Annotated in this window: 11 protein-coding genes and 1 other RNA gene; 3 read left to right on the top strand and 9 right to left on the bottom strand. The window is 35.6% G+C overall.

Annotation, left to right across the window (positions count from 1 at the left end):
• Window positions 1–42: 42 nt before the first annotated feature.
• On the top strand, window positions 43–990 hold the full coding sequence (locus ANA7108_RS0104920; protein ID WP_016949658.1) for a F0F1 ATP synthase subunit gamma: 948 nt from the start codon (window positions 43–45) through the stop codon (window positions 988–990).
• Window positions 991–1,181: 191 nt separating this feature from the next.
• Here ANA7108_RS0104920 and ANA7108_RS0104915 read toward each other — a convergent pair whose 3' ends face one another.
• The 7 genes from ANA7108_RS0104915 to ANA7108_RS0104885 form a co-directional block, all read right to left on the bottom strand.
• On the bottom strand, window positions 1,182–1,598 hold the full coding sequence (locus ANA7108_RS0104915) for a type II toxin-antitoxin system VapC family toxin (RefSeq protein ID WP_016949657.1): 417 nt from the start codon (window positions 1,596–1,598) through the stop codon (window positions 1,182–1,184).
• Complete coding sequence (locus tag ANA7108_RS0104910; RefSeq protein ID WP_016949656.1) at window positions 1,595–1,852, bottom strand: hypothetical protein; 258 nt, start codon at window positions 1,850–1,852, stop codon at window positions 1,595–1,597. The genes ANA7108_RS0104915 and ANA7108_RS0104910 overlap by 4 nt, the downstream gene beginning before the upstream one ends.
• 49 nt (window positions 1,853–1,901) lie before the next feature.
• Window positions 1,902–2,291: a type II toxin-antitoxin system VapC family toxin gene (locus tag ANA7108_RS0104905; protein WP_016949655.1), complete on the bottom strand. Its 390-nt coding sequence runs from the start codon at window positions 2,289–2,291 to the stop codon at window positions 1,902–1,904.
• The gene (locus ANA7108_RS0104900; RefSeq protein WP_016949654.1) at window positions 2,288–2,515 is read right to left on the bottom strand and encodes a DUF2281 domain-containing protein; all 228 of its coding nucleotides are present in this window, start codon (window positions 2,513–2,515) and stop codon (window positions 2,288–2,290) included. Before ANA7108_RS0104900 ends, ANA7108_RS0104905 begins: the two co-directional genes overlap by 4 nt.
• A 51-nt stretch (window positions 2,516–2,566) precedes the next feature.
• Complete coding sequence (locus ANA7108_RS0104895) at window positions 2,567–6,085, bottom strand: N-6 DNA methylase (protein WP_016949653.1); 3,519 nt, start codon at window positions 6,083–6,085, stop codon at window positions 2,567–2,569.
• A gap of 195 nt (window positions 6,086–6,280) precedes the next feature.
• Entirely contained in the window at window positions 6,281–6,736 is a 456-nt protein-coding gene (locus tag ANA7108_RS0104890; RefSeq protein WP_016949652.1) for a DUF29 domain-containing protein, read from the bottom strand.
• Between the two features lie 53 nt (window positions 6,737–6,789).
• Complete coding sequence (locus ANA7108_RS0104885; RefSeq protein WP_016949651.1) at window positions 6,790–7,425, bottom strand: Uma2 family endonuclease; 636 nt, start codon at window positions 7,423–7,425, stop codon at window positions 6,790–6,792.
• 123 nt (window positions 7,426–7,548) lie between these two features.
• Between ANA7108_RS0104885 and ssrA the strand changes: the two genes are divergently transcribed.
• Window positions 7,549–7,940: a transfer-messenger RNA gene (gene ssrA / locus ANA7108_RS28555) on the top strand.
• A gap of 63 nt (window positions 7,941–8,003) precedes the next feature.
• Here the strand turns inward: ssrA and ANA7108_RS0104880 are convergent.
• Window positions 8,004–8,972: an ROK family protein gene (locus ANA7108_RS0104880; RefSeq protein WP_016949650.1), complete on the bottom strand. Its 969-nt coding sequence runs from the start codon at window positions 8,970–8,972 to the stop codon at window positions 8,004–8,006.
• A 961-nt stretch (window positions 8,973–9,933) separates the two neighbouring features.
• Between ANA7108_RS0104880 and ANA7108_RS0104875 the strand changes: the two genes are divergently transcribed.
• On the top strand, window positions 9,934–10,917 hold the full coding sequence (locus ANA7108_RS0104875; RefSeq protein ID WP_016949649.1) for a sucrase ferredoxin: 984 nt from the start codon (window positions 9,934–9,936) through the stop codon (window positions 10,915–10,917).
• A gap of 115 nt (window positions 10,918–11,032) precedes the next feature.
• Here the strand turns inward: ANA7108_RS0104875 and ANA7108_RS0104870 are convergent, their stop codons facing one another.
• Window positions 11,033–12,622, bottom strand: coding sequence for a helix-turn-helix domain-containing protein (locus ANA7108_RS0104870; RefSeq protein ID WP_016949648.1), 1,590 nt, complete (start codon window positions 12,620–12,622; stop codon window positions 11,033–11,035).
• Between the last annotated feature and the right edge of the window lie 664 nt (window positions 12,623–13,286).

The following is a 13,286-nucleotide window of genomic DNA, read 5'->3' as shown; positions in this document are numbered from 1 at the left end:
TTCCAAATCTAAAATCTAAAATCTAAAATCTAAAATCGGATTATGGCCAATCTTAAAGCAATACGCGATCGCATTCAGTCGGTCAAAAACACCAAAAAAATCACAGAAGCCATGCGGCTAGTGGCTGCGGCACGGGTACGTCGCGCCCAAGAACAGGTAATCGCCACCCGTCCTTTTGCAGACCGCTTGGCACAAGTATTGTATGGTTTACAAACCCGTCTGCGGTTTGAAGACGTAGACTTACCACTACTGAAAAAACGCGAAGTTAAATCAGTAGGTTTGTTGGTCATTTCCGGCGACCGGGGTCTGTGCGGTGGTTACAATGGTAACGTCATTCGCCGTGCAGAAAACCGCGCTAAGGAACTGAAGGCAGAAGGTATAGACTACACATTTGTAACTGTCGGACGTAAAGCTACTCAGTACTTTCAACGTCGCAATCAGCCTATTGATGCCAACTACAGCGGTTTAGAACAAATTCCCACCGCCGCAGAAGCTACTAATATTGCTGATGAACTACTTTCCTTGTTTCTCTCGGAAAAAGTAGACAGGATTGAGCTAGTTTATACCAAATTCGTTTCCTTGGTTAGCTCTCGTCCCGTAGTCCAAACTCTGCTTCCTCTTGATACCCAAGGTTTAGAAGCAGCGGATGACGAAATCTTCCGCTTAACTAGCCGTGGTGGTCAATTCCAAGTAGAACGGGAGAAAGTGGTCAGCCAAGTCCGCGCCTTGCCTCGTGATATGATTTTCGAGCAAGACCCTGTACAAATTCTTGATTCTCTGTTGCCATTGTATCTGAGTAATCAGTTATTGCGATCGCTCCAAGAGTCAGCAGCTAGTGAATTAGCAGCACGAATGACAGCCATGAGTAACGCCAGTGAAAACGCCGGTGAATTGATTAAGAGCCTTTCATTGGTTTACAACAAAGCCCGTCAAGCTGCAATTACCCAAGAACTCCTAGAAGTTGTGGGTGGTGCAGAGGCTTTAACTTAATTTGGTGATTGGTGATTGGTAATGGGTAATTGTTAAATGAACCATAGCCAATCATCCATTACTGGTTTATTAATCTAAAAATTATACGTAAACAATTACTTGAAACTTTTATATTTAATCTATACTATAACCAGTAATTTGCAGTTCCAATATTATTTAATTTTGTTATAAATTACCTGAACATAAGCAACCTAAATAAACCAATTCTCAATCACCAAATCCTGAAAATCCTGAAAATCTGCCACATTATTTGTTACTAAAATCAAATCATTGCAAAATGCAATACTGGCAATTTGTCCATCAATAAAAGCAGGTGTTTTACCAATTTTTGATAATCTAGCTCTTTCCTGTGCGTGCCATTTTGCAGCGTTGAGATTATAATCAAACACTGGCAAATTTAACACAGAGTCTTGAATGTATTTCCATAAAGAATCCTTGCGTTTAGATGGTGGTAAACGCCAACAGCCATACAGGATTTCATGAACAACAACACTCGCTATTGCTACCTCTGAACGATAGCGATTTAATTGATCTAAAACTTGAATATTGGGAATTGGCCGACTCGGTTCTGAAATAATATTAGAGTCTAGTAAAAAGCGAACTGTCATAAATCAATTTCGCGTCCTGGACTACGATCTCTAAGATTTGCAAAATCTTCATCTGTAAATTCAATTCCTTCTCTTTCAATTGTTTCTCGAAACCTTAAAACTCCTTGCCAAAAGCTATCTCCTTTATTTTGTAATGGTTTTTCCTCAACTTGTTCCTTTATTTGTGACAATTGAGACTCAAGTACATTAAGCAGAGAAGTTTTATCTTCTACAGATAAATCATCAAGAGATTTAATTATTTCTTGTAATGTCATTTTCAAACCTCCTCAATAATAATAAAGTATTTGTTATTAACTGAATTAATTACCAAATTATTTGGATATTAAACAAGTTAATTTTGGAATCACAAGTTACCAAAGGTAAATTCAAATAAAACGCCGTAGCGGTAATAATCCGATCTGCCATTTCTGGAACAATATTCCTGGGTATTTGTGTAATCGTTTGAGCAACTTCTAAATTTAGGGCGATTACAGACCATCCAGTATTACTATTTCCTAAAATTTCAATTAATCTTTGTAATGCTGTTTCTGGTATTTTGCCTTTTTCTTGTAAGTAAATAATTTCAATAATCGAAATAGAAGGTATATAAATTGAATCTGCTTGATCAATTGCTGTTAATGCTGCATTTGATAGTTTTGGAGATTTTAGAAAATACCAAATAATAGCATGAGTATCTAATACAATAGCTCTCATAATTCAATATCCCTGGGAAAATTAGCCCACATTTCTTGGCGAATTTCTGTAATATCTTGTTCTGTAATATTTATATCCAAGTCACTCCATAAGCCGTAAAAACTAGGACGTGGTTTGTTTGGTGGTAATTTATGTTTGAGAAATTTAATAAAATCTAAAACTTCCTGTTGTTTATCGGTTGGTAACTCTCGCAGGTTTTCTAAAACTGCTTGTTCAATAGTCATAGTTTTACCTCTACTACTTAGGCTATTATTCTATTATAAATGACATCAGCATTAATTTTTATTGTCTCCTCCATTGTTGATATCAATTCCTAAATTTTCTAATTGTTGATTTATCCAATCTTTAGCTGTTGCTTCATCAGTTTCAATTGCTTTTTCTACTCCTATTTTAGCAATTTCTAGGAGTTGTTTGGATTTTAGTTTTTGTTCAAGAGACATAACGTATTTATCTATAATTTGTTTCTGCTTATCTCCTAAAATAAAAGGAATAACAAAGTTGTCAATGTCTTTTGGATAGAGTTCTGCTTGGGCGCTTCCTGCACTTAGTTTTTCAGTTTGAAGTCTTCCAATAATTGAATTTATAACAAAACCTACATATATTTGATTTTCCTCTTTTAGTCTTAAAATATTGACATGATTACTTGCTATAGCTTTTTCTTCACTCAAATATACATTAGTCCTACCAATATTTGCTCCCGTTGTATATATTAATATATCATTTTTATAAACTCTAGCTTTCTCTTGAATATTCCAGTTTTCAACATTAGTTTTTTCAAGGTTTTCATAATCTAAATGTTGTTCTAAAATATGCCTACTATTGATTACATTCAAAGTCCCATTCTCTGAATATATAGGCTGTAATCCTCTTGTATTAAAGTTTTGAATATCATTAATACTTTTGGTATATTGAGAATAAGACTTTATTTTCTGAATTAATTCATCATATTTTGGTTGGTAATACTCAGCATCAAGGCGACCAGAAGACAGAAAATACTCTTTATAACTCTTGATAGCAATGGTTTCTTTACTAGGTTGCCAGTCTTTCAAATTGAGTTCTGACAACAGTAAATCTTCAGCTTGTTTATAAATTAGATTTGATTCCTGAAGAATTTCTTCTGATTTATAAATAAATTCACCAATAAAATCCTCGAATTTAAATCGAGGGATATACATATTTTTTAGATAAGTTGTTGTTAAAGTTCGCTGCCCTGTTCCTCCCGTACTACCTCTATCTATAGTTAAATTGCCATACTTGCTAAGTAGGAAAACAAATAAATAGGCTGGATTAATTATGTTATTTTTTAATCTAATAATGCCAATATCTCGGCTAAAAATAGATTTTTTAGCTGTACTAACAAAGCCTATTTTTCCAATAGAACCATAACCTTTAAGTGTAATCAGAATATCATTCTTATTTATTTGAAATCTCTCAAGATTTTGATATTCAGACTCCGATATATAATCAGAACCTTCATAAGCAACAGTTCCTCCAGCAATATTCCTTCCATTGAGGCAATGAACACCATTTTTATCATCCAAAAAATTCGGATTTGGTCCCTGAGTAATCCAACTTGCAATAGAATCTAGCAAGGCTATATTTTTAGATTTAATAGCTTTTTCAGCTTCAATATACTTTGTTTCAAAGAATTCACTATCAAATCTAAAAGTAATATTATGTTTAACTACTTCGATCAAATTTAATTCAACTGCCTCTAGCCCATCCATCAACCTTTCATACTTCACAGCATCAAACGGTGCAACAGATGGGCTTAATTTAAAAAAACTGAAGTTCTCCTTTTTTGCAAACTCAATAAACGCCTCAGCAATACCATCTTGCGTCAAACCTTCGTGATTATATAAATCATGATCAACAATCAAATGACCGTGACTATCTAACAGGAACTCTCTAGAACCATCAGACTTTATTACATAAATTTTATCCCCTGAGTTATTCTTTCCTGTCTTTTCGTTCTTTCCCATCGTCGCAAAAAAGATATTGTAATCATCCGTGCGGGGACATAACGCGCCTACTTTTGGATCATCATTCCATTTTTGCACCAACAACACCGAAGTTTTAGTACCTGTATGGGGTTTAAAAGTATTTCCATGTAACCCAACTACCGCCAAAATTCGGCAACGTTCCGCAATAAAATCACGAATATTTTTATCAGAAGAATTATTAAAACGTCCTTGAGGTAAAACAATTGCCATTCTTCCCCCTGGCTTTAAAAAATCCAGATTGCGTTCAATAAATAAAATATCGCGTCCGACTTTAGTTTCCCATTTACCATTAGCCTTTTTAGCTAAATCATAATGGTTAATAATGCGCGTTTCTTTAATATCTCCAGCAAAAGGAGGATTTGCCATCAACACATCAAACTGAAATTCTCGATAGTCCTTACTACCTTTTGGTCGTTGTCGTTTTAAACGTTTGAATCCAGCATTATAAATATCATCCCACTCCTCTTGTCCTGTTACTTCATCCCACATTTCATAATCCAGAGTGTTCAAATGCAAAACATTTGTTTCACCATCTCCAGCAATCAAATTTAACGTTCGCGCTACCCTTACCGCTTTTTCATCAAAGTCAATTGCAAATACTTGTTCTTGCACATATTCTCTACATCGTGGTGGCTTCTCTTCCAGTGAAAATAAATGACTTGCTGATAAACCTTCATCCTCCAAAATTTGCCGCCACACATGAAAAATAGTATGCACTGGAAACCCGGACGAACCAGCAGCCGTATCAATCATGTATTCATCGTATTGAGGATTAAGCATCTTCACACACATATCAATCACATAACGAGGCGTGAAAAATTGTCCTTTTTCTCCCTTACTACTTTTATTAATTAAATATTCAAAAGCCTCATCAACAACGTCCAAATTAGAGTTAAACAACTTCACATCTTCTAAAGAAGATATACATACCGATAAATGAGAAGGAGAAAGGCTTATTTTCGCATCTTCACTAAATACACCTTCCCATTTTTTCTTAGACCTATCAAACAAATCTTGAATTTTAGTTTTCAGTGCGGCTTCTGTTTGTCCTGTATTGCGAAACTCCAGTAAACGAGTTTTACGGCGGTTTCCTTGACCAGAATACCACTCATCATAAAGTTTAGTAAAAATTAGTTTAAACAGTTCCTCAAAAACATCTACTCCAGCATTTGCTAATACTTCATCTTCCATTTCTTCGACTATGGTTTTGAGAGATTTATTCTGTTTTAATAATTTGTCATTAGCAATTAAATCTTCTAGCGTGAACTTAATTTGCAGAATATCAGCTAGAGTTTGACTAGCATTAGGTAAACCAGAAATTTCTTCAAAATAGTTAGGATCTTTACGCTGATAATAGGAAATTTGATCGCCATTTGTCCAAATAGCAATAGGCGCACCTGTAGCGTGACAATAAGATCGTAATTGTTCTTTACCGTCCTTGAGTTTTGGCTTTTTCACCTCCACCAACATATAGACTGTATTTAACCGATCTTTGTCCATAACCACAATATCAGCCCGTTTCACCTCGCGCCCAAAATTTACCCCATATTCTACTTGAATCCGATTAAGGGGATAGTAAAGCCGTTCCGTTAACACCCGCAGATATAGTTGTCGAATTGCTTCTTCTGGTGTGAGTTTAATTTCTTTTTTGCGAACTAAACAAACCGTGTAGGGTGCTTCACCGCTTTTAGTAGACTTGAGGATAATTGACTGTTCTAGCTGGGCAATTTCTTCAGTAGTAAATTGAGAAAGTTTGTAATTTGAATCTTTGAGAATGTCGGCTAATTTCATGAATTAAATACTTAAGAGTCTGAGAATTATAAAAATAGGTTACAGAACTTGAACTAGTGTATATAGAATATGCTATGCAGGTTCATGAACCTGATTAGTATCATTATCTGGGACAATTTCACCATAAAATAAAACATTTCTTTATAATATTGCAAAATAATTCATACTCAAAATAAATTTTTATTTTTATCCAATTCAATTATTTAAAAAATAATTATTCAGAGTATCTTCTAAAGTAAAAGGAGATTCTTTAGGAAAGAAATTTAACTTAATCCCTGTTTCTTCCGATGCTTTGAAACGAGCTTTCTCATAACAATCTGCAAATATTTCCGTAAATAAAGGTTGCAAACTAGGACTATCTTCCAATAATGCTTCAATACAAATACGTTGTTCTGTAATGGTACTCCGCCAACTTTCGCTGCGTTTTTCGGGTTGATATTGCCATTTTAGTAAGTGCATCAATAGCACGATTAAACGACTTTTTAACTCGCGTTTCTCACTTCTCCCCATACTTTCAATTTCTTCAATCAGATTAAGTATATCTATTTGATGCAAATTATTTTCTTTCAACTGCTGGACAATTGTTTGTGTCCATAAGTAAAAGTCTTGATCATAAAGATTTTGGGTATTGACTACAGATTGATTTATCATTGATATTCCTCTTGCTTTATTCTTCAAAATTCAATCCCAATTTAAATTTTTGATCATTCTTGAATTTGAGTTCTCACCCAGTCTCTAAATTCTCTCACTAATTCCAAATATTTTTTACTGCCAGCATTTTTCAAGAAACTGGAAATTTCTGTTAAAGGCAGATTAGGAAAAGCTAAACTTTCATCAACAACTATATATTTACCATCTTCTAAAATATTAATAGTAAATACATTACCATCATATCGCCAAATTTCTGGCACACCCATTTCTGCATAAACCGCAAAACGATCTTTTGAACTGCTAGTAATATCAATCTCGACAACTAAATCAGGTGGAGGATCTTGTTGTAAATTAATTCTAGTTTTACCTTGAATGAACTTGACATTTTTGATATAAAAACATTCATCAGGTTCTCCACCAGATATTTCTGGACGTTTGAAAGTAGTAGAACCTAGAGGATCAATATCCAATTCTAATTCCTCCGCTAAAGTTTCGACAAAACGACCAACAATTTTTTTATAACGTTCGTGTTCAGGTGAAGGAACCATAATTTCTAAATTACCCCGATAATACGTCAAGCGAAGACGGCGACTGGTACTGAGTTCATTTAGCAAACTCTCATAAGTATGCCAACTAATCCCTGATAAATGGACAATTTCTTGCGGTTGCATCAGAATTTGGCTAGTCATGGCGTATTACTGTACCTGTAAACTATCTATCTCTAACTTTAATTTATTCCCAAAATAAAATAGCTATACTTTCTTTTTGTCAAATGGCAAAAATGCGTACTATAATAAAAGTGTGAAGCACATGGGGCTTTAACGGTTTCGACAGGTTGGCGAACGCTACTCTGTGATTCAGGTCGAGAGTGAGTCTCCTCTCGGAAATCAAAGACTCGAAAAAAAAGTAAATGCGAACAATATCGTAAAATTTGCTCGTCGGGAAGCTCTAGTAGCTGCCTAAGAAACCTCTTTTAGGTTCGAGCGTCTTTAATTTGACTCCGTTAAGGATTAAAGACCTAACCCCCAACGGATGCTCCAACAAGCGTTCTCTGGTTGGCTTGAAGGTTAAGATTAAATCAGAGCATCCTACGTTCGGGATAATGAACGATTCCCGCCTTGAGGGTCAGAAAGGCTAAACCTGTGAATGAGCGGTGGGTTAATACCCAATTTGGACATGGGTTCAACTCCCATAAGCTCCATTTTAAATAATTAACCAGTCCACTTACACTTTTATGTGTGGGTGGATTTTGGTTTTAGCTTTTAATTCACCGCGCAACATCCAAACCTAAAGCCACAGCCCCCCATAAAGGTGCATCATCACCTAACAAAGCCCGCACAACTTCAAAATTAACTTCTGGCAATGCGGTTTCCTGTGCTACCTTGCGTACTGTTGCCCAAAAACTATCCCCAGCTTTGGTAACACCACCACCTAAAACAAAGCGTTGGGGATTCATCAAATTGGCCACATTACCAATACCTACACCTAAAGCCCAAGCCGCTTTGTGTAGAACTTCCTGTGCTAATTCATCCCCATGAGCAGCAGCTGTACTGATAACTTGCCCGGTGAGCAAGTTTAAATCATTGCCTACTAAATATCTAAGTATTTCTCCTCTTGTGCTGACTGGGAAATTATGGCTTTCTTTCTCCAAAAGTTCCCGCACATTTTGCACCATGTAAGGACCAGAGGCTAAACGTTCTACACATCCCCGTTTTCCACATAAACAGACTGGCCCCGTAGGGTCTACAACCATGTGTCCAATTTCTCCAGCCATACCACCAGCACCTTGCCAAGGTTTACCGTTGAGTATCCAACCGCCACCCACGCCTGTACTGATGGTAATATAAAATAAGCTATCATATCCCCGTCCTGCACCAAAGCGATGTTCGCCAATAGCAGCCACGTTCGCATCGTTATCTACACTGGCAGGAGCATTATAATCTTCTTCTAGCAAGTCTTTGAGGGGAATATTTTCCCAACCGGGGACATGATGAGAGAGTCTTACCATTCCTGTGGCTGCGTCTACTGGACCACCAAAGCTGACACCGATAGCATCGGGTTTATTTTTATCTAGCACGGAATCAATGAGCGATCGCATAATTTCTACATCACTCAAAGCATCCGCATTTACTGGTGAGAGGCGATTTTCATAACGCAACCACTCTCTAGAACCCGCTTTTACTGTCGCGGCGGCTAGTTTAGTGCCACCAAAATCAAGAGCTAATATTAATGTCATAATCAGTTATTGGTTATCGGTTCTTGGTGATAGGAAACCAATCTGACTCATTACCTTTTTTCCCATTACCAATTACTCAATTATCAGGCCAATAGACTCTTGCCGTCGTGCATAATGTGACCCTTTCCTATAAATTTGGGTGCATTCTTGACAGCATATCTATTTATGACATTGAAAACTCTAATGATTATTTGATTTAATGGGGATTAAACTTGTTTAAAACTCAACAAAATGACAAATTTTTGCAAAATTGAAAAAATTTCTCAGTTACTTGCTTTTATAATTAAATTCTGTTACTCTTGATACAGATGATCAAAAAACTGGCAAAATTAAGTTTTCAGTATTTTAATGGTAGATGTACTTTGAGTGCAGCACCAGACATTAAAACTCTAATCTCTTTTCCTGTCTATCTTTTGGCAGATTTTCTGCATAGCCTAGATAGGTTGAAGCTAAAGTGAGTTAAATGATTTAATATTTAGTTAGCAAGTTCAATTTGCTGATTGTTCTTCCAAACCATAGGTTAAAGACTATATTTTTTTCTAACTAATTGAGAATTATTTGCAATATATGCCAAGAAATTTATCAATCCCAATCTTCTCCAAATATGATACCTGTTGTCAAACTTCTCACTCTACAGAAAGAAAGGTTTTTAATCTTATTTTCCTTACTAGTAAAAGATTGGGATGCAGGAATATCTGATCTGAGACTACGCTATTCAACTTAGTTAAAAAATAATTAAATACCAAATTTAATTAGTTGCTACGGAAACAGCATTTTCATAGCGGCTAAGTTTAGGGAATAGAGGATTTATTAACCGGAAGGACTTTAAAAAACCAGAAACTTATAAAGTGTCCACCTGTTGTGAGTTGATAAATCTATTAACCTCAGAACTTGTAGCTAGAAACACAATTTTAGTTTTTCATTAGCTTTGTTTATAAAATTGATTCTTGAGTAAACCTATATGGATACTTTCTTTTGCTCTGATTACTCTCGACACATAGAAGAAGAAATTATTGGTAGTGCTACAAATTATCAAACTTATATTTTAGTTGAATGCCCTCAACCCTGGATATCAGAAGCATTTAAATCCAAATGGGTTCCAGATAATTTGCGTGTTTTAGTAGAAGAAGTACAGCGCAGTAAACTACCAATTCGGTTTCTATTAATTGCTAATGATGAATCACATAAAGTAGAAGAGACAACTTTGCTGATTTATCAAAAACAAAAGGGTTTAAGTAATGGCTACTGTCAGCAAGAGTTTAAGTTGCCGAATATTGAGCAAGTTGCCGGAGTTGTGCAGAAGTGGTTATCTGGAGGTAGTGCTGATTATCAAGTAGAAACCAGTATAACTAGAGATATTTTAGTATGTACTCACGGTAGCCATGATCAGTGTTGTGCCAGATATGGCAATCCTTTTTACTTTTACGCTACAAATACTATTGCTGATTTACATTTAGATGATGTCAGGATGTGGAAATCGACTCATTTTGGTGGACATCGTTTTGCTCCCACAGTTATAGATTTTCCAGAAGCTAGATATTATGGTGTACTAGATCAAGATTCCTTCAAAGCAATTTTAACTCGGACTGGTGATATTCAACTTTTGAATAAAGTCTATCGTGGTTGGGGAATTTTGCCATCTGCATTACAGATTTTAGAAAGAGAAATAATTCTACATCAAGGTTGGGATTGGTTTAACTACAAAGTAGTAGGTAAAATTTTAGAGCAAAGTTTAGATAATAATACAATTTTAGCCGAGCTAACTTTTGAACAACCCTCTGGTTTTCTCTACACATACCAGGCTAAACTTGTAAAAGATCCAGTTAAAACTCAAGCCTTAAAAAGTTCTTGTCATGCCACACAAGAGTCAGTAGTTGTTAAATATGCTATATCTAACCTTTGGCTTGCTGATAGAAAAGTAGCTACCTATGCAAATAATTTTTAGTGCGAATCAATGGGAAGGTAGAAGTAAAAAAAGTCTGCGAGGGGTTGAGCATGGTACTTTACCCCTACTTATCAAATCAAATAGTTAAGCATTTTGAACCAAACCATACTCTAAATTAAAGTATATTCAGTACCTTCCTCAAAAGTGCTTGATCTTCTAACTTAGGTTTAAGACGACCATTTTCCACATCACGAATCCAGCTTTGGCTTTTACCCGTAAGCTTTGCTAATTCCCTTTGGGAAATATTGATATTTTTTCTAGCTTGCAAAATTTGTTCACCTAATAAATCATCTGTACTTTTAAGAGTTTTTTTACTCCTAACATGACGCTGCTTTTTTTTCTCCACTTCTGAACTGTGATGTTCCCATTCTGAAGGAAGTTCAAAAGATAAAATTCGTGCATTCATCAACAAATTCCACTTTCCACGAGGTCCACTATCTGTGAGACGATGATCACCACCACCATCATTAATCCAAAATTCTAAAGCATCATCTGGATCTTCAGGAATATCAACTAATTTTGCCCATAAAGGTTGGATTTCTGGGGGATAAGTAACAGGGTCAAATAATGGTTTTACTCCATAATGATTGAGAACTTCCAAATCATTTTCAAATGTTCGCAATAAGCGTTTACGTTCATCTCGTAATCTAGAAGCTAAGTTGACTTTTTCTTCACCATAGGCAACGCGCAGTAAGGTAGGAATGGTGATGCGTTGTTCTCTACCCATTTTGGTTTTAAATAGTAACCATAACATAAGTCTAACTGCGCCTTCATGCTGTTGCCAAAGACTCATAACTGTAGTTAATACTGTTTTGGGGAGACTACCATATTGATAGAATCCACTTCGTTCCTTGCAAGCTTGTTTATTTAAGAAATGCTGCGCCCACATACCAGCTTTGACTGTAAATGTCAGCCCAATCAAATATTTAGAACCTTGATCATCTTCTTGAAAATGGTGCTGAATATTTGTTAAATCCCATAAGCGACTATTTGTGATGGAAAATCCGGGAACTCTACCCCTTTCAGGCCAGTCAATGGAAACAATAAGCGAGCTTGCTTGCTGGACGATGTTCTTGATTAAACAAAGCTTGGCTATTTTATTCAGGTCTTTGCGTTTTTCTAACCCTAAGTATTTTTCAATTTGTCGTTCATCAATGGTAAATTCCTGATTCCATGATTGATCTAAGGCTGTAGCATGAGCAGCAAAAATCAGATGAATACAAGCGGCTCGAATATCTAGATTTTCGATTGCTTGTAAATCTTGAGCTAGGTTGCTAACTTGAAATGGGTCTTGAATGTGAAAAGAAATTGCACCGCGACCTTGATTAACTTGTCGACTATAATGTAAATTACCTTCTGGATCTGTTTCCCAATTTAATGATTTGCGTTGCGCTAGTAAATTGCAAGCTTCCCAGATAACTATTGCCGAAGCAAAGGGGTGATTTTTGCCATTGGAAAACAAATCAGAACTGGTAGGTTCTCGCGCGTCAACTTTGCATCTGCCTTTTTTTGCTTGCCAAGGTATGGGAGCGTTTGTTGGACAAGCAATCACACATTGTGGTTCTGGATAATAACCCTCACAATTATTACAAAGACAAGGATCGATCCAATATTCATTATTTTCGATTTTGATTGCACCCGTAGGACATTGGGGGCGGCAGTTGTCACATCCAATGCAATTTTTGTTAGGAATTGTATAAGGCATTAGACTTCTTCCTACTTGAATTGCTGAGATGTTTGGCTCAAGTCTCCCCTCGATGTCTCCTTTTGATTCATAACTTGTTACCAAAGTATCTCCATGACAAGAAAAGTTTTTCTCGCCTCACTTATCAGTTATCAGTGATCAGTGATTAGTTTTATAGCTTGGTGAAATATCACAGCATATCCTTAATAACTGCTCACTGTTGACTATTCACTGATTTAAGACATTGAAACTAAGGCTTCATTACTTCTTCATTAACTATACATTTCATAAAGATTTTGCTAAGTTTGTTCACAATGAGCTTAGGATTATTTCTTAATATTTGTGTTGTTCTTTGAGCCAAAATTATCATTTAAAGTGTTTTTGAGGAACATCTAAGTGATGCTGAATTGTTTTTATTTACAGTTAATATAAATTCAGGTATTGCTATAGAAGTTACAGTTTTTTTCATAAATTAATTCTTGGGAATAAATTGAGTTAAGACAAAAATATAACTTTTATTCTCATTGTATTTGTATAGATGTTTGCACAACAGTGAACTCATCTATTTATTATCTTTAATTGGAGATTTTGGCTTGAGAATTGTCAAAAGCTGACTGCATAAGCTTCGCAGTTTTTTATCTGCCATCATATTTTTTAAAATTGCTATTCTTTAGTATCTAGCAAC

Source organism: Anabaena sp. PCC 7108 (assembly GCF_000332135.1).
Lineage (GTDB): Bacteria > Cyanobacteriota > Cyanobacteriia > Cyanobacteriales > Nostocaceae > Anabaena.
The sequence above is the reverse complement of the archived record's forward strand: the minus strand, read 5'-3'. Positions and strand labels throughout refer to the sequence as shown.

Coding starts and splice junctions, on each gene's coding strand:
- ANA7108_RS0104920 (WP_016949658.1), top strand. CDS start 43: ATGGCCAATCTTAAAGCAATACGCGATCGCATTCAGTCGGTCAAAAAC.
- ANA7108_RS0104915 (WP_016949657.1), bottom strand. CDS start 1,598: ATGACAGTTCGCTTTTTACTAGACTCTAATATTATTTCAGAACCGAGT.
- ANA7108_RS0104910 (WP_016949656.1), bottom strand. CDS start 1,852: ATGACATTACAAGAAATAATTAAATCTCTTGATGATTTATCTGTAGAA.
- ANA7108_RS0104905 (WP_016949655.1), bottom strand. CDS start 2,291: ATGAGAGCTATTGTATTAGATACTCATGCTATTATTTGGTATTTTCTA.
- ANA7108_RS0104900 (WP_016949654.1), bottom strand. CDS start 2,515: ATGACTATTGAACAAGCAGTTTTAGAAAACCTGCGAGAGTTACCAACC.
- ANA7108_RS0104895 (WP_016949653.1), bottom strand. CDS start 6,085: ATGAAATTAGCCGACATTCTCAAAGATTCAAATTACAAACTTTCTCAA.
- ANA7108_RS0104890 (WP_016949652.1), bottom strand. CDS start 6,736: ATGATAAATCAATCTGTAGTCAATACCCAAAATCTTTATGATCAAGAC.
- ANA7108_RS0104885 (WP_016949651.1), bottom strand. CDS start 7,425: ATGACTAGCCAAATTCTGATGCAACCGCAAGAAATTGTCCATTTATCA.
- ANA7108_RS0104880 (WP_016949650.1), bottom strand. CDS start 8,972: ATGACATTAATATTAGCTCTTGATTTTGGTGGCACTAAACTAGCCGCC.
- ANA7108_RS0104875 (WP_016949649.1), top strand. CDS start 9,934: ATGGATACTTTCTTTTGCTCTGATTACTCTCGACACATAGAAGAAGAA.
- ANA7108_RS0104870 (WP_016949648.1), bottom strand. CDS start 12,622: ATGCCTTATACAATTCCTAACAAAAATTGCATTGGATGTGACAACTGC.